The 19,008-nt window shown below is 42.9% G+C and carries 17 protein-coding genes; 6 read left to right on the top strand and 11 right to left on the bottom strand.

Annotated elements, in window-relative coordinates:
* Window positions 1-9: 9 nt before the first annotated feature.
* From CIK80_RS01960 to ychF, 3 genes are all read right to left on the bottom strand, one after another.
* Window positions 10-1,428, bottom strand: a complete 1,419-nt coding sequence (locus tag CIK80_RS01960) for a deoxyguanosinetriphosphate triphosphohydrolase (RefSeq protein ID WP_179288302.1) — start codon at window positions 1,426-1,428, stop codon at window positions 10-12.
* A 155-nt stretch (window positions 1,429-1,583) separates the two neighbouring features.
* Window positions 1,584-2,126: a hypothetical protein gene (locus CIK80_RS01955; RefSeq protein WP_095568648.1), complete on the bottom strand. Its 543-nt coding sequence runs from the start codon at window positions 2,124-2,126 to the stop codon at window positions 1,584-1,586.
* 135 nt (window positions 2,127-2,261) lie between these two features.
* The gene (ychF, locus tag CIK80_RS01950; RefSeq protein ID WP_095568647.1) at window positions 2,262-3,353 is read right to left on the bottom strand and encodes a redox-regulated ATPase YchF; all 1,092 of its coding nucleotides are present in this window, start codon (window positions 3,351-3,353) and stop codon (window positions 2,262-2,264) included.
* Between the two features lie 268 nt (window positions 3,354-3,621).
* Between ychF and CIK80_RS01945 the strand changes: the two genes are divergently transcribed.
* The 3 genes from CIK80_RS01945 to CIK80_RS01935 all read left to right on the top strand — a co-directional run bounded on the left by CIK80_RS01945 (window position 3,622) and on the right by CIK80_RS01935 (window position 7,638).
* Window positions 3,622-5,787, top strand: coding sequence for an ATP-dependent helicase (locus tag CIK80_RS01945; RefSeq protein ID WP_095568646.1), 2,166 nt, complete (start codon window positions 3,622-3,624; stop codon window positions 5,785-5,787).
* 205 nt (window positions 5,788-5,992) lie between these two features.
* Window positions 5,993-7,240 carry an FAD-dependent oxidoreductase gene (locus CIK80_RS01940; RefSeq protein WP_062844266.1) on the top strand — a complete coding sequence of 416 codons (1,248 nt, stop codon included), beginning with the start codon at window positions 5,993-5,995 and terminating at the stop codon, window positions 7,238-7,240.
* 59 nt (window positions 7,241-7,299) lie between these two features.
* Complete coding sequence (locus CIK80_RS01935) at window positions 7,300-7,638, top strand: RidA family protein (protein ID WP_062845869.1); 339 nt, start codon at window positions 7,300-7,302, stop codon at window positions 7,636-7,638.
* A gap of 80 nt (window positions 7,639-7,718) precedes the next feature.
* On the opposite strand, the gene CIK80_RS01930 is transcribed toward CIK80_RS01935, so the two are convergent.
* Window positions 7,719-8,855: a glycerate kinase gene (locus CIK80_RS01930; protein WP_095568645.1), complete on the bottom strand. Its 1,137-nt coding sequence runs from the start codon at window positions 8,853-8,855 to the stop codon at window positions 7,719-7,721.
* Window positions 8,856-8,882: 27 nt separating this feature from the next.
* Window positions 8,883-10,241, bottom strand: coding sequence for a GntP family permease (locus CIK80_RS01925; RefSeq protein WP_095568644.1), 1,359 nt, complete (start codon window positions 10,239-10,241; stop codon window positions 8,883-8,885).
* Between the two features lie 212 nt (window positions 10,242-10,453).
* On the opposite strand from CIK80_RS01925, the gene cobT reads away from it, so the two are divergent.
* The 3 genes from cobT to CIK80_RS01910 all read left to right on the top strand — a co-directional run bounded on the left by cobT (window position 10,454) and on the right by CIK80_RS01910 (window position 12,951).
* The gene (gene cobT / locus CIK80_RS01920; RefSeq protein ID WP_095568643.1) at window positions 10,454-11,506 is read left to right on the top strand and encodes a nicotinate-nucleotide--dimethylbenzimidazole phosphoribosyltransferase; all 1,053 of its coding nucleotides are present in this window, start codon (window positions 10,454-10,456) and stop codon (window positions 11,504-11,506) included.
* An 80-nt stretch (window positions 11,507-11,586) separates the two neighbouring features.
* Window positions 11,587-12,360 carry an adenosylcobinamide-GDP ribazoletransferase gene (gene cobS, locus CIK80_RS01915; protein WP_257011663.1) on the top strand — a complete coding sequence of 258 codons (774 nt, stop codon included), beginning with the start codon at window positions 11,587-11,589 and terminating at the stop codon, window positions 12,358-12,360.
* Between the two features lie 27 nt (window positions 12,361-12,387).
* On the top strand, window positions 12,388-12,951 hold the full coding sequence (locus CIK80_RS01910) for a histidine phosphatase family protein (protein ID WP_095568641.1): 564 nt from the start codon (window positions 12,388-12,390) through the stop codon (window positions 12,949-12,951).
* A gap of 96 nt (window positions 12,952-13,047) precedes the next feature.
* Here CIK80_RS01910 and CIK80_RS01905 read toward each other — a convergent pair whose 3' ends face one another.
* From CIK80_RS01905 to ppsA, 6 genes are all read right to left on the bottom strand, one after another.
* Window positions 13,048-13,272 (bottom strand): hypothetical protein, encoded by a 225-nt coding sequence (locus tag CIK80_RS01905; RefSeq protein ID WP_062844271.1) that lies wholly within the window; start codon window positions 13,270-13,272, stop codon window positions 13,048-13,050.
* A 330-nt stretch (window positions 13,273-13,602) separates the two neighbouring features.
* Entirely contained in the window at window positions 13,603-14,109 is a 507-nt protein-coding gene (gene rplI, locus CIK80_RS01900) for a 50S ribosomal protein L9 (protein ID WP_062844272.1), read from the bottom strand.
* 20 nt (window positions 14,110-14,129) lie between these two features.
* Window positions 14,130-14,360: a 30S ribosomal protein S18 gene (rpsR, locus tag CIK80_RS01895; RefSeq protein WP_010198808.1), complete on the bottom strand. Its 231-nt coding sequence runs from the start codon at window positions 14,358-14,360 to the stop codon at window positions 14,130-14,132.
* A gap of 16 nt (window positions 14,361-14,376) precedes the next feature.
* On the bottom strand, window positions 14,377-14,781 hold the full coding sequence (gene rpsF / locus CIK80_RS01890; protein WP_062844273.1) for a 30S ribosomal protein S6: 405 nt from the start codon (window positions 14,779-14,781) through the stop codon (window positions 14,377-14,379).
* 291 nt (window positions 14,782-15,072) lie between these two features.
* The gene (locus CIK80_RS01885) at window positions 15,073-16,062 is read right to left on the bottom strand and encodes an RDD family protein (RefSeq protein WP_095568640.1); all 990 of its coding nucleotides are present in this window, start codon (window positions 16,060-16,062) and stop codon (window positions 15,073-15,075) included.
* A gap of 139 nt (window positions 16,063-16,201) precedes the next feature.
* Window positions 16,202-18,586, bottom strand: a complete 2,385-nt coding sequence (gene ppsA / locus CIK80_RS01880) for a phosphoenolpyruvate synthase (protein ID WP_095568639.1) — start codon at window positions 18,584-18,586, stop codon at window positions 16,202-16,204.
* Window positions 18,587-19,008 lie beyond the last annotated feature (422 nt).

Here is a 19,008-nt window from a genome sequence, read left to right as displayed (position 1 = left end):
TGGTATGCACTACACCATGGTTCCCCAATGCCCTTGTAGCTCTTGCGCCAAACGATACGCTTCATGATCATTCATACCTGTAACAAAATCCAATATATTTAAGATATTATGATAATGATTGTCTGTAAGTTCGCGGTGATGCTCATCAAGATGGGGTTGAAGTAATCTAAGTAGGCGCTGTTGTTCAAAGGACATAGAGAATGATATGGGTGCCGTTTGATTGCTTGTCCAAGCAAGTGGCATAAAGGCATCTAGTAGACGATGTAAGCATTTATTTGCCATTAACTCCATTCTGACTTTGCTTGGGTGATTAAATATCTGCTCACGTGCCAGTTGTTTGGCTTGATGGATGCCATTTTGCACGCTTGCTTCACAATGATCGAACAAACTACCGTGCAGCTTGCCAGCCAGCAAAGCGTCATTATTATCGACAAAAGCATCGGTCACGGTATTGACCAGACGCATCATGGCGCGCGCACGTAATGAAGCCAAACTTTGTCTGACCGACATATAGGCTGGTAGTTGAATATCGCTAGGGCGTTCGCCGATTAACTCATAAAAGATACTGGCCACATCGGTATAGGTAAGCATATTCAAATTGATGCCATCTTCTAAATCAATCAAGGCGTAACAAATATCATCAGCTGCTTCTAGCAAATACGCCAGCGGATGACGGGCAAAGCCATCGTGCTGCTCTGAGCGAGGTAAGTGTAACGTTGCAGCCAGTACTTCTAACTGTGCTGACTCGCTATTAAAACAGCCAAATTTTTGTACGTTACTGGCCATATTGGGGTTATTAACATCGTTACTGTGAGTGGCAAGCCAAGGGTACTTCATAAAAGCACCTAGTGTGGCACAAGTCAGCCGCATGCCATCTTTATCAGGATGATGCTCGTTGCGCACCAATAGTCTAAACCCCTGTGCATTGCCTTCGTATGCTAATAGATCCAGTTGCTCATTCATGCTTAGGTTTTGCAAAATGGCTTGAGGATTGGGTTGTCGAAACCAATCACGAATGGCGTATTCTCCCGCATGACCAAAGGGCGGGTTACCGATGTCGTGAGCAAGACAGGCGGCTTGTACAATAACGCCAACGTCAGCAGGGGAGACTCCAGCAGGGAGACCACTGCTTAATTGGTCATGTAGTTTTTCTGCCGCCATCATACCTAAAGAGCGTCCGATACAAGAGACTTCAAGTGAATGGGTCAAGCGAGTATGAATGCCAAGCTGATTGGTCAATGGATGAACTTGGGTTTTTTGATTGAGCTGGCGAAAAGAGTGAGAAAAAACCAGTCTGTCGTAATCTTTATGAAAGTGGGAGCGGGTGGTTTCACCAGCTTTAGGCGTTTTGGTTGAACCAAGTCGTTGAGCGCTGAGTAAGTGTGACCATTGTGTGGTGGTAGATGAGAACGATAGGTGGTTAGACATTATTATTATAATCCCAGTGATGAACGGACAGTATTTGTTCTATTGCTTCTTAGCATAGCAAAATAGTCGCACGGGTTCATCTGTTGTCGCTGCCTGATTTTAACCAGACAACGACGCATTTTAAGGGTTTAGTTCTATATGTTTAAGAATACACCTTAGCTGTCTGCTTTTTGGCAATCAAACAACACGGCTTCAGCCTCTGTAGCGACACTGCCATCCAACGTTTTATTTCTCAATACCGCTTTGGTGGCGTCAGCATTCAACTGCCATGTCATACCAGCATCATTCGCAATACCAATATCGGTCTCATACGCAGCACCAGTACTATTATTTTGAGGTAAGGTCATTGCGGTTAGATCATACTCAACCCCATCGATCAATAAGTGGGCGCTTGTGGCAGGCTGTGCACTATCTTCAGGATCGTAGTGAGCTTCAATGGTTTGTTCAGGCTGGCAGTTATAGGTTGTCATGTCTGCATGGTCATGATGATGTCCTGCATGATCGTGCTCGTCGTGGCTGTGTTCGTGGTCATGCTCTTCATGGTCGTGGTCTTCGTGCTCAGCATGGACGTCCTCTGTCGTTGTCGCTTCACTAGGAGCTTGCGAAGACTCGGTCTTTTGTTCACAGCCTGCGCCTGCCAATAGAAAAGCCACGCAAAGTAGAGCCGTTTTAGAGTGAGTAGGGGTAAGCGCTATCATGGAAAATGCCTTTAAAGATATAAAAGTAGGTGGATGAAAGTTACTAGTTTGTTACGTTATAATATAACATATAAACCATAAAAAAAACCAACATAGATTGCTCTACATTGGTTTTTACGTTTAAGACAAGGTATATTACACGTTAAATCTAAAGTGCATCACATCACCATCTTGTACGATATAGGTTTTGCCTTCTAGGCGTGACTTACCAGCGGCAGCCGCACCTTTTTCACCGTTATATTCAATAAAGTCATCATAAGCAATGACTTCAGCACGAATGAATCCGCGCTCAAAGTCCGTATGAATTACACCAGCGGCTTGCGGGGCAGTAGCACCAATAGCAACTGTCCATGCGCGTACTTCCTTGACACCAGCGGTAAAGTAAGTCTGCATATCAAGCAGGTCATAGCCGCCACGAATTACCTGATCAAGACCGGCCTCTTCCATATCCATCTCAGCCAAGAAGTCCTTTTTGTCGTCTTCATCGAGTTGGGCAATTTCAGATTCAATTTGGTTACAAAGCGCGATGACGATAGAGTCTTCACCAGTGGCGTAGTTACGGACGGCATCTAAATACGGATTATTTTCAAAGCCATCTTCAGAGACGTTAGCAATATACATGGTTGGCTTTAGTGTAATCAAGCCATAGCTTCTGATGAGTTTTTTCTCATCATCATCAAGATTGGCTGCACGCGCGGCTTTGCCTTCTGCCAATAGTGGTTCAATCTTTTTGAACACATCGAGCATGGCGCTCGCATCTTTATCGCCGCCTTTGGCTTTTTTGGTTAAGTTAAGTATGGCACGTTCAACCGCTTCTAAATCTGCCAATGCCAACTCAGTGTTGATGGTTTCGATATCATCAATAGGGCTGACACGACCATCAACGTGCACGACGTTGTCATCATCAAAACAACGCACCACATGTGCAATCGCGTCGGTCTCACGGATATTGGCTAGGAACTGGTTACCCATACCTTCGCCTTTTGAGGCACCTGCGACCAAACCTGCGATATCAACAAACTCCATCGTCGTTGGCAATATGCGCTCAGGATTGACGATGTCAGCCAGTTTTTTTAGACGTGGATCTGGCACAGGCACGATACCTGTGTTGGGATCTTTGGTACAAAATGGAAAGTTTTCAGCGGCGATACCCGCTTTGGTCAAGGCATTAAACAGGGTAGATTTACCCACGTTTGGTAGGCCGACGATGCCGCAATTAAAACCCATAACGTTCTCTCAATATAGTAATAAAATCAGTTGATAGACAACTCGGTCAAATAGTAAATCAAAATTGGGCATATTGTAGCAAATTTAACCCAATATGGGTGAGGTTGTTATATTGGATAAATGGATTTTCATGACACAGCATCTGTTAGGATAGGTACTCACACTATTATGATAAGCTACGACTTACTGCTTACGTTAAACGTTTATTCAGTGGCATTAATCTCAGTATTGAGCGCGCTGCAAACCCCATCAAAGGCAAGACCGTATCATGAAACCTACGATTTTTGACACACACCATTATAACTATCCGCAAAACTTCATTGAGATGAAACCCAAGCTTGCACGTCTTGAAAAAGCGATTGAGAAGCTTGAAGCCAACTTGATGACCGCGGATACTGATTTGTTGCAGCAAAGGCTTGCCCATGATTTAGGATTAGAGATTGATTATGCCAGTGAGCTTAACGAAAATCAGCTCTTGGCTGCTACGACCATTGAAGGGAAGGTTTTGGTCATCGCGGGTGCAGGCTCTGGTAAAACAAAAACACTCACTTATAGAACCAGCTATTTGATAGAAAACGGCGTGTCTCCTAAAGAGATTTTGCTGCTGACGTTTACCCGTAAAGCCGCCAATGAAATCAAAGGTCGCGCCAAGACCTTGCTGGCAAGTAGTCTCACGAGTGATGGTGAGAGCCAAAAAGACAGTCAAGCGCTCAATGCGATTACCAGCGGTACTTTTCACTCATTTTGTGCCTTGCTGCTGCGCCAATATTCAGGACTGCTTGGTATCAATCCAAGGTTTACCATTTTGGACACGGGCGATAGCGAAGATGCGATTGACTTGATTAACAAAGAGAAAAAATACGCAACCAACATCACCAGCCAAGCGTTTCCGCGCAAAAAAACGCTGCAAAAAATATTTTCCACGTCTAGAAATCGGCGAATCCGTATCCGTGAATTAATTGAAAGTGGCTATCCCGATATTGCGACCCATATCCCTGCTATAGAGCAATTGGCGATTGATTTTCACGAATACAAACGCGCTAATCATTTATACGACTTCGATGATATTATCGGCCAAGTGGTACGTCATCTAAAAACCAATGACAAATTCCGTCAGCTCCTCCAAACGCATTATCGTTATGTCATGGTTGATGAATATCAAGACACCAATATTCCGCAAAAAGAGCTGATTGATCTCATTTGTACCCCCGAATCAGTCTCACTAATGGTGGTCGGTGATGATAACCAAAGCATCTACGCCTTTCGCGGTGCCAATTATGAGAATATTCTTTTATTTGGTGAGACGTATCCTGATGCCAAGCTTATTAAGCTTGAGCAGAATTATCGTAGTACGCCTGCTGTCTTAGACTATATTAATGCCTTATCAGATGAAATTACATTAGGCTATCAAAAACAGCTGTATTCAGGCTCTCAAGTAGAGGGGGTGAAGCCTGTTTTTTACCGCCTGAGTAACGAAACCAAAGAAGCCAAATATATCGCCGATAAAGTCATCGCGCTAAAGTCAGAATATGATTATAAGGATTTTGCGGTATTGTGCCGAACGTCTTTTCAGTCTAATTATATACAGCTGGAGTTTATGGAGCGTCATATTCCATTCATTGTCGTCGGCGGTATTAAGTTCATTGAGAGGCGTCATATCAAAGATGTACTGGCATTTGTCAAAATCCTCTATAACCCCAACGATACCATATCTTGGCATCGTATCTTGACCTTGTTTAAAGGGGTTGGATCAGTCACTGCAACGCGTCTAACCCAAGCAATCACAGCGGATAACAATTCTTTTGAGCCATTACTGACCGCAAGATTTGCCAAAAAGAGCGATCAACTGATGCCATTATACAAGATGCTAAGCCAAGCCAACCAAGCGGACTCAGTTGAAAAAATTATTACGCTGATTCTTGAATTTTATATACCTGTCTTAAAAATCAATGAAGACAATTGGCGGGAGCGTAGTGAGGATTTCCGTGTCCTCACAAACTTAGCGAATGAGCATGACAGTCTTGATAGTTTTTTAGAAAATCTTGCACTCGATCCACCCAATGACTCAGTTGCCATCGCAGGCAAGTTTGAACAAGGCGATGCGGACACTGATAAACTAACCATCTCTACGATTCATAGTGCTAAGGGGCTGGAATGGCCTGTGGTATTCATGAATGCATTGGTTGATGGTATCACGCCACACTATCGATCATTGAATGATTTTGCAGAGTTGGAGGAGGAGCGTAAACTGTTTTATGTTGCTTGTAGTCGTGCCAAGCATCGATTGTTTTTAACCGCGCCAGATTATTTTTCGAGTTACTCAGGATACTTTGACAAAGCCTCACGGTTTATCGCTGAGCTGTCCATAGACAAGGTCAAGGTAGAAACGATGAAACAGCCAGTGATAGAAAGTGACGAGCCAGTATGGTGGTGAGTATTGATTCAGCAATCTTATTCCGTTTAAAAATGGCTTTTTGTTAAATGTATAACCAAAGATATGTCGTCGTGAAAATATTTTTTAGATAAGGGTTTAATATTCAGCGCAATGCGTTATATTACCACCTTATAATTTAGACCCTCTATTTTTACACTCCTATATTTTGACACACTGTATTAATATCCTATGAGAAGGACAGATTATGCGCTATGAAGTGATCGTTATCGGTGCAGGTATGGTTGGTACCTCAATTGCGTGGCATTTGCAAAAAAACAATTCAAACGTATTGTTATTAGATAAGAAGCTACCAGGGTCAGAGACGTCATATGGTAATGCTGGATTGATTCAGCGTGAAGCCATTCATACGCATCCTTTTCCCCGTCAGCTGACTGAGATGATTCGAGTATTGCCTAATCAAGGTACGGATATTCGCTATCGTATTCCAGCCATTTTACGTTATCATCAAGCGCTGCTTCAGTACTGGAAGTACTCGACGCCTGCGTCAGTCAAAAAAATTGAATCTGAGTGGCAAACGTTGATTGAGCATTGTACCAGTGAGCATCAGACCATGATTAGTGCATCTGGTGCTGATGAGCTGATTACTCGCGATGGTTGGTTGCAACTACATCGCTCGGAAGAGACGTTTAAAGAAGCACAAGCATCAGCCATTGATGCTCGTAACCAAGGCGTTGAGCATAATGTACTCAATCTCGAACAGCTAAAAGCCATGGAGCCGCGCGCCAACTTTGACGGTTTCGTTGGTGCTATCCATTGGTTGAATTCATGGCAAGTATCAAACCCAAGCTCGCTTGTAAAAGCCTATGCGAAAAACTTCCAAGAGATGCAGGGCACGATCAAAGAGACTGATGTCAAAGAAATCGTTCAAGATGCAGAGGGCTGGAAAATCATCACTGATAAAGATACTTATTATAGTGATAAATTGGTCATCGCTGCAGGCCCATGGTCTAATGATTTGATCAAACCACTTGGTTACAATCTGCCATTGTTCCCAATGCGTGGCTATCATCAGCATTTCAAAGTGACGGAAAAAAATACCATCCATCATAGTATGTTTGATATGGACAAAGGGTTTGTGATGGGTCCAATGCAGCAAGGTATTCGTATTACGACGGGTGCTGAGATGACCACCATGAATGCACCAAAGAACTTTGGTCAATTACAAACCGTATTGAAGCTTGCCAAAAAAATCTTGCCGCTAGAAGATGCGGTCGAGAGTGAAGCATGGGCAGGATCACGTCCTTGTATGCCGGATATGAAGCCAGTCATTGGTCCTGCTGATAAGCATGACAAGCTCTGGTTTGCATTTGGTCACAGTCATCAAGGCTTCACTTTAGGGCCGATGACAGGGCGTCTTGTTGAAGAGATGATTCATGAGAAGCCTTTACTGGTCGATCTTGCACCATTTAGTGCCCAGCGTTTTTCTAACTAAACGCGCGTTCAGCATATTTAGCACAGACTTAAATTTATAAATTGAAGGTATATGACATGATAAAAAAGCTACATAGTACTCCACGCATGAGCAGAATTGTCGTCCATAACAAGACCGTATACTTATGTGGTCAGGTCGGTAATGCAGAAGACGATATCAAAGCGCAAACATTGACTTGTTTGGAAAAAATCCAAACGTTATTAGAAGAAGTGGGTAGCGATAAGTCGAAGCTATTATCTGTCACGGTTTGGATCAAAGACATGGCAGACTTTGCCGCTATGAATGAAGTCTATGACAAATGGTTTGAAGGCATAGAGCCGCCAGCGCGTGCGTGTGGTGAATCTGCATTGGCACGTCCTGAATTATTGGTTGAGATGATCGCCATCGCTGCTGAATAATAGCGGATTGTAGTACCTGTATTAAACAAAAAAGGACATGATAGCGATATCATGTCCTTTTTTTAAATCATTAAAATCAGTTATTTCACACTTTGACCCAGTCGCATGGCTGCGGCAATATTGACAGCGGTGGTTTCAATATTGTGGTAAGCGGCACTTAACACATTGTCAATGGAGTCTATCCTTTGAATACTAGGCATAACCACATCGAACTGAGTGGTTTGAGCAGGTTTTAGCCCATCAACACTACCGCAAATAGCGATAACTGGCGTATGAGTGGCTTTGGCAAGTTGGCTGATACCGCCCGCGACTTTACCCATGGCTGTTTGCTCATCAAGCTTACCTTCGCCTGTGATCACAAGATCAGCATCAGCGATATGCTGCGATAAGCAGGCAACTTCTGCTACCGTATCAAAACCTGATTTTAATTGAGCGCGGCAAAAGCTCATCAACGCATACCCAAGCCCACCAGCGGCACCAGCACCAGCAACTTCTTGACATCTCTCATAGCCATGTTCATTACATATAGTGGCAAAATGACCAAGCGCATTGTCTAAGTCGATAACTTGCTGAGGACAAGCGCCTTTTTGAGGGCCAAAAATAGCACTGGCACCAGATTCACCACATAAAGGATTGGTCACATCACAAGCCACTTCAAACACCGTGTTTAAGATGTCTGCATGAAAACGAGTATTATCCACTCGCTGTAAGTTGGCAAGCTCACCGCCACCTTGACCCAGTACATTGTCATCAGCGCCATGAAACGTCATACCGAGCGCGGTTAGCATACCAAGTCCTGCATCATTGGTCGCACTACCGCCCAAACCGATGATAATGCGTTTGGCACCTTCATCCAAAGCATCTGCAATCAGCTCACCAACACCATAACTACTGGCAATAACAGGATTACGCTCCGCGACAGTTAGTAGATGTAATCCGCAAGCCTGAGCGATTTCAATCACTGCAGTTGCATCTGGTAATAGCAAGTATTTTGCGGTAATGGGTCTCATCAGAGGATCATGTACACGCACTTCTTTCCAGCGTCCGCCCAATACGTATGACAACACCGCTGACGTGCCTTCACCGCCATCAGCCATAGGCAGCAACGTATAATCAGCGTCTGGAAACACCTGACTAAATCCAGACTGAATGGCATGGCAAACATCCAATGCCTCTAAGCTTTCTTTGAACGAGTCGGGGGCGATTAAAATTTTCATAAAACTCTCTTTAACTCAGCTGATACGTTAAATAAATACCAAGGTTAATAGCCAGATAAATACGATACTGGTGACACCTTGAATACCAGTGGCCATCGAATGCGCTTTGTAAGCCTGAGCCACACTCATACGGCTAAACTGACTGACAATCCAGAAGAAACTGTCATTAGCATGTGAAACGGTCATTGCGCCTGCACCAATAGCCATCACACAGAATACACGACCAAGCTCACTATCAAGACCAATTTGATCCAGTAAAGGCGCAACCATTGCAGAGGTGGTAACCAAAGCAACCGTGGTTGAGCCTTGTGCTGTTTTTAGCGCAGCAGAAACGATAAACGGCATAAAGACGCCTAAACCCAATGCGGATAACGTTGTACCCAAATAGTCACCGATAGGCGTCACTTTTAGCATGGCACCAAACGCACCACCAGCACCCGTGATTAATAGAATGGGTGCCGCCACTACCAAGCCTTGTGAGATGCTGTCGCTAATTTGCTGCGTTTTTTGCGTTGAATTGATAAGAAAGAAGGATAAGAACAAACCGATCAGTAGGGCAGTGAGTGGATTACCAATGAATATCAATATATCTGGTAACATACCGCTACCAAAGGGCGTACTTGGAAGATTGGCAACAGATGACAGGCAAATGAGTAAAATAGGTACGATAATAGGTAAAAACGCCATGGTTGCTGAAGGCAGCTGACTATAGTCATCGCGCGTTTTCATGCCTTCAGGCATCGCCGCTGCAGGCGCGTCTGCGGCATCTATGTTGTCAGGCGTGGCATTAAGGAAACGGTTCGACCACCACCAGCCTGCCAATACGGCAACTGCTGTCACAACCACACCAACCATAATAACCAAGCCTAGATTTGACTCCAGTCCTAAGTTTCCTGCGGCAGCGATCGGACCAGGTGTTGGCGGTACAAAGGTGTGGGTTGCATATAGACCTGTTGCCAATGCAATACTCATTGCCACGCTCGATACCTTTAAGCGCTCGGCCAAAGACTCTTTTAAAGAGTTCAAAATAATGTAGCCTGAGTCACAAAAGACAGGGACTGATACCACAGCACCAACGATAGACATGGTTAAAGTAGGGAAGCGTGGCCCCAATACTTTGATCACAAACTCTGCCATCACAATGGCAGCACCGGTTTTTTCAAGAATTAAACCGATAATAGTACCGAATACAATGACCAGACCAATGTAACCTAAGATACCACCAAAGCCATCGGAGATCGTCTTAGCGACAGTGTTAAGCGGTACTTGGTAAAAAAGTGCGACCAAAAAAGCTGATAATATTAACACTAAAAAAGGATGCCACTTTAATTTTGCTGTGGCAAAAATAATAAAAAGAATGGTCAGCACCAGCCAAAATACGATCATTACAGCCTCTATATAGTTGATATCTTTGTGAATTATCCATGCAGCTGTCACTGAGCTGGGCATCAATAGCGATATGTGTTTTTAAAGGGGCATATTCTATCTTAAATACGCGCTCCTAGGAAATCTATTCAACACAGATATGACGTTGTTAATGGTAAAAATTTCGTATTCTGCTAGTATTGGTTTTTTATTTTATATGTCACAACATCAGGATGCTTGCTTTGACCACATTCACCGCGCCTACGATAGCCAGTATAGAAAACAAGGTACTTCGACAGCAACTCCAGCAGATTATAGATCTGAAAACTAAGCCACTTGGTGCACTAGGACGATTAGAGACATTGGCATTGCAATTGGGTATGATTCAAGGCACTACCAAGCCGCAAATTGAGCAACCACAAATTCGAGTATTTGCAGCCGACCATGGTTTAACCAAGCACGGTACATCCGCTTATCCGAGTGCTGTGACTGCGCAAATGGTGTATAACTTTTTGCAAGGTGGGGCCGCGATTAATGTATTGGCACGTCAACATAATATCGAGTTAAAGGTAGTTGATGCGGGCGTGGATACAGATTTTGAGCCACATCCACAATTGCTGAATCATAAAATCCGTCATGGTAGTCGTGATGCCCTCGTAGAACCTGCCATGACAGAAGAGGAGTGCTTGGCAGCGTTAGAACGCGGTATGACAGTGGTTAAAGAGTTACCTGGTAACTTACTGATTGTAGGAGAGATGGGTATTGGTAATACCTCAGCCGCCAGTTTGTTATTAGCAAGGTTAGGCAATGTACCAATTGCTGATTGTATTGGTCGTGGCACGGGGCTAAATGATAAAGGATTACAGCATAAGACAGAGATTTTAAAACAAGTGTTAACACAACATAAAGACGCAAAAGAGCCTTTATCCGCACTTGCTGCCTTAGGTGGTTTGGAAGTTGCTATGATGGCAGGAGCGTTGATTAAAGCAGCTAGCGAGCGCCGTATTCTCCTAATCGATGGTTTTATCGCCAGTAGCGCTTTACTGGTGGCTGAGCGCTTAGCGCCTGGTGTCATACAATATGCTATATTCGCCCATCATTCAGTTGAGCCAGGTCATATACATTTGTTAAAGTTATTGAATGCGCAACCATTACTTGATATGGGTATGCGCTTAGGAGAAGGAAGCGGTGCAGCGCTTGCCTATCCGCTACTTCAATCAGCTTGTGCCATTATTAATGAGATGGCGAGTTTTAGTGAAGCAGGTATTAGTGAGCAAAACAGCTGATGCTATCACCATTAAAACATCCAAAGCCGTCTTCATCTAGACCTACTGTCATACAATTTATAAGTTATGAATACCGACTGTTGCTAGTTGCTATACAGTTTTTGACGCGATTGCCAGTATCGCCATTTATTCATTACAATCCGCAATGGTTGCATCAGAGCAGTCGTCATTTTCCGGCTGTAGGATTACTGGTTGGATTGCTTTGTGCAGGTGTGTTTTGGCTCGGCAGCATTTTATTTACACCGCTGGTGGCTGCGGTAATAAGCACAGTGTTTGGTATTAGACTTACTGGTGCTTTTCATGAAGACGGTTTGGCTGACAGTTGTGATGGTTTGGGCGGCGGTCTGACACGCGAGCGCACACTAACCATTATGAAAGACTCGCGCTTAGGGACTTACGGTGTTCTGGGCTTGGTGTCAGCACTGCTGTTAAAAGTTACCTTATTGGCATCTATGCCGCTGTCAGTTGCCATTATTGCCCTCATTATCGGTCATACGGCTTCGCGCTTGCTATGCATCAGCTTACTCGCTTTATTGCCCTATGGTGGTGAGATTGAGCATGCCAAAGCCAAACCGATGGCACAACAATTAACACCATTACAAGGAGTGCTCAGTGGTGGTTGGTTGATATTAGCTGGCGTATTAGTCACTATCATCTTTCCTAATACGATGCATCAAATTGGTCTTGGTCAATGGCTGCTGACATTATTATTGGCTCTGATTGCAACAGATTATATGCGACGATTGCTGTATAGGCGACTAGAAGGCTATACAGGTGATGGATTAGGCGCGACGCAACAGGTGAGCGAAGTGGCAATCTATATAGGGCTGGCAGCATCTATGCCATTTATCTAATACTCAAACTCATTAAAATAACCGTTTATGATTATGTATATTTGGCGTCACCCTAAACCCATCGAGGCAAAAGGTTTGTGCATTGGACAGACAGACATATCGGTAGATGTGCGTAAAATAAAACGTCTTGCGAACAAAATTGAGCGTTTTGTTCGTTTACATCAATTGCCCAAAGTCATTTTAGTAAGTCCATTAAGGCGCTCTTTAGCTGTGGGACAGATATTGGAGGAGCGTGGTTTCCAGTATTACATTGTACCGGAGCTTGCTGAGATTGATTTTGGTATTTGGGAAGGTCGCTCTTGGGAGGAGATTGCTAAGCAAGACATTGATGACTGGTGCAATGATTTTGCACATTTTGCCCCTACTGATGGTGAAAGCTTGTATCAACTGTTTATAAGGATCGAGCGTTGGATGAATATCATGACTATTGAGAAAGGTATTAACGATGCTAGCGTACCGATAATGGCTGTAGGGCATGCAGGCTGGATTAACGCAGCAAAAATGATTGCTGAAGGTAAGAGTGTACCAACTACAGCCAATAAGTGGCCGTGTCCTGTAGATTATCTAGAACGTAGCCAATTGGATTTTTGACCAAAAAAATAGCCAATTATCATGACCATTCATTTCAAAAATAAGACGTACTAATATTTAGCATGGAGCATACTACTACCAATAGTCAGCTAAGAGCTAAGCGATTTTGTCGAACCAAGCTTTACTGTTTTTGGCGGTAATAGAATCAAAGCTCACATAGATACCTTGATCATCCAAAGTGGCGTACCAATGATCTTCATTATTGCCAGTTAATAGCTGGAAGTATTTATTATTCACAATTCTACCGACTGTGTAAATCTCACCTTCTGAGTAAAAATCATTACCCCGTATACATAATAATTTATCATCAGTGTTTATCATATTAGTACACCTTGTCAGTAATTAAGAGGCACGTAGAATATCAACTTACTAAGTAACCTTGTAGATGACTTTATATACATAATCTTATTATTAAGTATAAGTTTTTTAACAGATTTATTGCAAGTAATTGCTAGGGTGCATTAGAAAAGAAAATAATGAGATAGTAGCAAACTTGCGTAGAGTATACAGTGCCGCGTACAGTCAAAACTGTCGTTGCTCAATATATTTATTTCACTAACGTAGTGGCACTCTGCCAAAATACAGATATAAAAAAACCAGTGACTTAACGCCACTGGTTTTCGTGTAAACTGAACTTAGATATTCAAAAGATTACTCTTCAGAATAGTCTTCGCTCTCGTCTGCAGCTTCTTCTTGCTCTTCGTCATTACCATCTTCAGATAGGATAGTAACTAAGATGCTAGCAGTAACGTCGTGATGTAGCTGAATATCAACATTATATTCGCCAACTTGACGTAAAGTGCCTTCAGGAAGCTTGATTTCAGCACGGTCTACTTCTAGACCTGAGTTAGTCAATGCTTCAGCGATATCGCGAGTACCGATAGAGCCGAATAGCTTGCCTTCATCACCTGATTTAGCACGCATGATAACATTAACGTCAGTTAACGCATCAGCACGTTCTTGAGCAACCGCTACTTCTTTTGCTTCTTCAGCTTCAAGTTCAGCACGACGTGCTTCGAACTTTTCAATGTTAGCTTTAGTAGCAGGTAGTGCTTTGCCCTGAGGGATAAGAAAGTTACGTCCGTAACCTGGTTTTACATCGACAGTCTCACCGAGTTTACCAAGGTTGACGATACGCTGTAACAAAATAATTTGCATGAGTCATTCCTAGTTAACGGTTAACCTTGATGGTTATCAGTGTATGGAAGTAGCGAAAGATAGCGAGCTTGCTTGATAGCAGTGGCCAACTGACGCTGATATTTAGTAGATGTACCGGTAATGCGGCTTGGTACGATTTTACCATTATCACTGATGTACTGTTTTAGCAATTCAACATCTTTATAATCGATGTGAGTGATGCCTTCAGCAGTGAAACGGCAGAATTTGCGACGGCGATAGAAACGTGCCATGAGTATTCTCCTTTAATTAGTCTTCACTGTTGTCGTTGTCGTCATGATCGTTTTCACGATTGTCTGGACGACGAGTAGTTGCTTTGCGTGCGCGTTTTTCATCGGCATTCTTGGCTAACTGCGACTCTTCAGTGACAGCTTCGTCACGGCGCATAACTAGACTACGAATGATCGCGTCGTTATAACGGAATAATTCTTCAAGTTCAGCCAAAGTTTCACCGTCAGTTTCAATGTTGAAAAGAACGTAATGAGCTTTGTGAATCTTGTTGATTGGATAAGCCAGTTGACGACGGCCCCAATCTTCTAAACGATGGATAACACCGTTGTTGTCTTGAACTAACTTGATGTAACGCTCAACCATGCCAACCACTTGGTCGCTTTGGTCTGGGTGTACAAGTAACACCAGTTCGTAATGTCGCATTATGACTCCTTACGGATTAGTAGCTATTAACCCTATGTTAATAGCAAGGAGATTTATAAAGTAAGCCTGACTCTTAGCCAATAAGGTAAGGAATAAGCTTAGTTTATAAAGCGCCGTATTATAACAGTACTTCAGCATTAACACAAAGGTTAATCGCTTAGCACTAAGAATAAGCTATAAAAATGAATTTTTTTCCATCAACAAAAAAGCAACGGTAAGACGTTGCTTTTTTATCTAACTAATAAAATCGGTAGTTGAGCTTGAACCAAAAACCACTGACTCAAAAATTGACTATTTGATCTTAGGTTCTTTTACCAATTGACTACTATCTGCTTTTACCACCAATGTTTTGGCAAGTTTGTCGTGCCAACCGATGTTTTCAGGGCTTTTCGCTGCCATATAATAATGAATAGCAACAATGACAAAACCTAAGAAGCTGGTGAATGAAAACAACAGATTATAGATGATAAACAAAAACAGCGTACGCATACCCACCAGTTTGGTAAATGATGGCAAACGATGCGTGGTCTGATCTACCACACGAATACCCGTTAGCAATTTACCAAGTGACTGACCACGTAGCGTGATGAATATCAGTTGCAGTGCAAATAATCCAAAAACCATGACTTGTGACATCATCAATGTGCTGCTAGGAAGACTTTCCATCAACGTCATTGAATATTGATAAGCAACATCCATGTTTTGAATATTTTGGAATTTACTATAATCCACATCCATCTTAGTCAAAGCCAAGACAAGTGGAATAATGGCCAATATATACAGTAGACCATTAATGGCCGTCGCTAATATACGCGACATAATAGGCGCAAGCACAAGGTCACCGACGACTTTGTCTTTGCTAGATTTGTTAAGGGCAGACTTATTCAAAGACACATTATGATGCGGTGTTTGATGACGGTTGGCTGTCATGTCCATCTTTGCATTTTTGCTTGAGTCTTTTGAACGTTCAGGCTTGCCATATAATCTGTCTAACGATACGGACTTATCACCTTGAGCATTATTGGCATTGTTTTCAGGAAAGATGGTGACGTTATTGATAATAGAATCGTTAACATCTGAAGTAGGGACATTATTGATTCTATAAACAGTTTGATTGTTGGTTAGGTTACCAACACGTTGCCATTGATCTAAGCCTTCATGCCATATCAAGTCATCCAGTAATACTTCACCAGATGCCAACATGATATTGAGCTGCTCCAACGTGTATGGGCCAGCTTGTACGTTATTTCGAGCAAGGAAAATCTGCATAATTGCCTGCATAGTTAGTCATATCTAAGTCATTATATTAGGGTCTATCTGAAAAAATCAAATAGACCCTAGAAGCTATATCTTTAATGACTGTGTGAATTACCGTAGTAATTTAACATAGTAACTTAATGTTGTGACTTAACGTGATGGCTTATTTTGCTTCTTCACCCGCTAAGAAGAACCAAGTATCAAGTACTGAGTCTGGGTTCAATGACACAGAGCTAATACCTTGCTCCATGAGCCAGAATGCTAGATCTGGATGGTCTGATGGGCCCTGACCACAGATACCAACGTATTTGTTTTGCTTACGACAGGCGTCGATTGCCATAGTTAACAATTTCTTAACAGCAGGGTCACGCTCATCAAATAGATGTGAGACGATACCTGAGTCGCGATCGAGACCTAATGTTAGCTGAGTCAAATCGTTAGAGCCGATTGAGAAACCGTCGAAGTATTCTAGGAATTCTTCTGCCAGTAGCGCGTTGGTTGGTAGTTCACACATCATGATGACGCGTAGACCATTCTCACCACGTTTTAGACCGTTTTTCTCAAGCAGTTCAATGACTTGTGCCGCTTCGCCCGTGGTACGAACGAATGGAATCATAATCTCAACATTGGTCAAGCCCATCTCGTCACGTACACGCTTTAGCGCTTTACACTCAAGCTCAAAGCAATCACGGAAGTTGTCAGACACATAGCGACTAGCACCGCGGAAACCAAGCATTGGGTTCTCTTCTGATGGCTCGTATAACTTACCACCAAGCAGGTTAGCATATTCGTTTGATTTAAAATCTGACATACGAACGATCACTGGCTGATCCATGAAAGCAACGGCTAGGGTTGAAATACCTTCAACCAATTTATCAACATAGAAGTCAACAGGTGAGGCATAACCTGCAATACGCTCTTGGATTGCTTGTGAGATTTCACGTGGCAAGCTGTTCATGTTTAGCAGTGCTTTTGGATGCACACCAATCATACGGTTGATGATGAATTCAAGACGCGCAAGACCAATACCTTCGTTTGGCATTTGGGTGAATGAGAAGGCGCGATCTGGGTTACCGACGTTCATCATTACTTTGAATGCAAGCTCTGGCATAGACTCGACAGAGTTGGTCTGGACTTCAAAATCAATTTGGCTTTCATAAATGAATCCTGTGTCACCTTCGGCACAAGAAGCAGTCACGTCTTGACCATCGACTAATAATTCAGTGGCATTACCACAACCAACGATGGCTGGTACACCAAGCTCGCGTGCAATAATAGCAGCGTGACACGTACGACCACCACGGTTGGTGATGATGGCAGAAGCACGCTTCATGACCGGCTCCCAATCAGGATCAGTCATATCTGATACCAATACATCGCCTTCTTCTACTTTGTCCATCTCGTTTAGGTTGGTCACGATACGGACTTTACCTGAACCAATACGTTGACCGATTGAACGACCTTCACACAATATTTTGGCATTACTCGTATCAATGATGTAACGTTCCATAATGTTGCTGTCTTGACGACTCTTAACAGTTTCAGGACGCGCCTGAACGATAAAGATCTCGTTAGTGTCACCGTCTTTTGCCCACTCGATATCCATCGCTTGACCATAATGCTTTTCGATGGTCATGGCTTGCTTGGCAAGTGAGGTTAGCTCTTCTGTAGATAATGAGAACTGCATACGATCTTGTTTTTCAACATCAACGGTTTTGACTGATTTTGCCGTACTGCCTTCATCACCGTAGATCATTTTCTTGTGCTTGCTACCAAGGTTACGGCGAATAACCGCAGGCTTACCATTTTCTAGCAAGCGTTTTGAGATGTAGAATTCGTCTGGGTTTACCGCACCCTGTACAACCATTTCGCCAAGACCATAGCTTGATGTGATAAACACCACTTGATCAAAGCCACTTTCTGTATCTAGCGTGAACATAACGCCAGCTGCGCCAGTCTCTGAACGTACCATACGCTGTACGGCAGCAGATAAAGCAACGCCCTCGTGCTCAAAACCTTTGTGTACACGGTAAGAGATAGCACGGTCATTATAAAGAGAAGCGAATACTTCTTTAATAGCAATAAGGATATTATCGATGCCGCGAATGTTTAAAAAAGTTTCTTGCTGACCAGCAAATGACGCATCTGGCAAATCTTCAGCAGTGGCAGAAGAGCGTACCGCAACCGCGATGTCTTCGCCGCCACTCATGGTTTCAAATGCTAGGCGAACTTCTTGCTCAAGATCTTTTGGCAGCTCTTGCTCAATAATCCACGTACGGATTTTTTTACCAGTAGCAGCAAGTTTGTTGACATCATTGACGTCTAATGTTTTTAGCTCATCATTGATTTTGTCCAGCAAGCCTGTTTCTGTCAAAAAACGATTAAACGCATTTGAAGTTGTGGCAAAACCGCCTGGAACACTGACACCCAAATCAGAAAGATGGCTGATCATCTCGCCAAGTGAGGCATTCTTACCACCGACCACTTCAATGTCGTCTTTTCCTAGCTGATCAAGATTGATTACAAGTGCTGTAGATTGAGCTGCCATGATAACTCCAGAAAATAAGGTTATTTAGTAAAGATTATAATGGTGGATTATACCGCTATATTCTGAGAATTTCGAGGGGGTAAATTAAAAAACTTGGTAAAAAAATACAAATTGTCAGGTTTACTACATAATTTCCGATGTTGCTCCGAGCTTTTGCTAATAATCGGGCTAAAAACTTTTAGAAAAAAATGAGGTAGTATCTGCCTTCAAAGACTGGAAGTGATGTTGGTTTCTAAGTGAACGCCTGTAACATTGATTTCTATTAGTTCTTTAATATGCGTATAATGGAGAGCATAAATAGTAGAGGCTTATCATTATATAGGTGTTCAATATTAAGTACCGAATTACGTGCTATATCAGAGCAGTCGAAGACAGATGAGAATCAAGCGCTACATGAAGGTTACTATTGTGTTATCAATCGA

It is taken from the genome of Psychrobacter sp. JB193 (assembly GCF_002285555.1).
Taxonomy (GTDB): domain Bacteria; phylum Pseudomonadota; class Gammaproteobacteria; order Pseudomonadales; family Moraxellaceae; genus Psychrobacter; species Psychrobacter alimentarius.
Note: the sequence above shows the minus strand (reverse complement) of the source record. Positions and strands in the feature narration are given on the sequence as shown.

Coding starts and splice junctions, on each gene's coding strand:
- CIK80_RS01960 (WP_179288302.1), bottom strand. CDS start 1,428: ATGTCTAACCACCTATCGTTCTCATCTACCACCACACAATGGTCACAC.
- CIK80_RS01955 (WP_095568648.1), bottom strand. CDS start 2,126: ATGATAGCGCTTACCCCTACTCACTCTAAAACGGCTCTACTTTGCGTG.
- ychF (WP_095568647.1), bottom strand. CDS start 3,353: ATGGGTTTTAATTGCGGCATCGTCGGCCTACCAAACGTGGGTAAATCT.
- CIK80_RS01945 (WP_095568646.1), top strand. CDS start 3,622: ATGAAACCTACGATTTTTGACACACACCATTATAACTATCCGCAAAAC.
- CIK80_RS01940 (WP_062844266.1), top strand. CDS start 5,993: ATGCGCTATGAAGTGATCGTTATCGGTGCAGGTATGGTTGGTACCTCA.
- CIK80_RS01930 (WP_095568645.1), bottom strand. CDS start 8,855: ATGAAAATTTTAATCGCCCCCGACTCGTTCAAAGAAAGCTTAGAGGCA.
- CIK80_RS01925 (WP_095568644.1), bottom strand. CDS start 10,241: ATGATCGTATTTTGGCTGGTGCTGACCATTCTTTTTATTATTTTTGCC.
- cobT (WP_095568643.1), top strand. CDS start 10,454: ATGCTTGCTTTGACCACATTCACCGCGCCTACGATAGCCAGTATAGAA.
- CIK80_RS01910 (WP_095568641.1), top strand. CDS start 12,388: ATGATTATGTATATTTGGCGTCACCCTAAACCCATCGAGGCAAAAGGT.
- CIK80_RS01905 (WP_062844271.1), bottom strand. CDS start 13,272: ATGATAAACACTGATGATAAATTATTATGTATACGGGGTAATGATTTT.
- rplI (WP_062844272.1), bottom strand. CDS start 14,109: ATGCAAATTATTTTGTTACAGCGTATCGTCAACCTTGGTAAACTCGGT.
- rpsR (WP_010198808.1), bottom strand. CDS start 14,360: ATGGCACGTTTCTATCGCCGTCGCAAATTCTGCCGTTTCACTGCTGAA.
- rpsF (WP_062844273.1), bottom strand. CDS start 14,781: ATGCGACATTACGAACTGGTGTTACTTGTACACCCAGACCAAAGCGAC.
- CIK80_RS01885 (WP_095568640.1), bottom strand. CDS start 16,062: ATGCAGGCAATTATGCAGATTTTCCTTGCTCGAAATAACGTACAAGCT.
- ppsA (WP_095568639.1), bottom strand. CDS start 18,586: ATGGCAGCTCAATCTACAGCACTTGTAATCAATCTTGATCAGCTAGGA.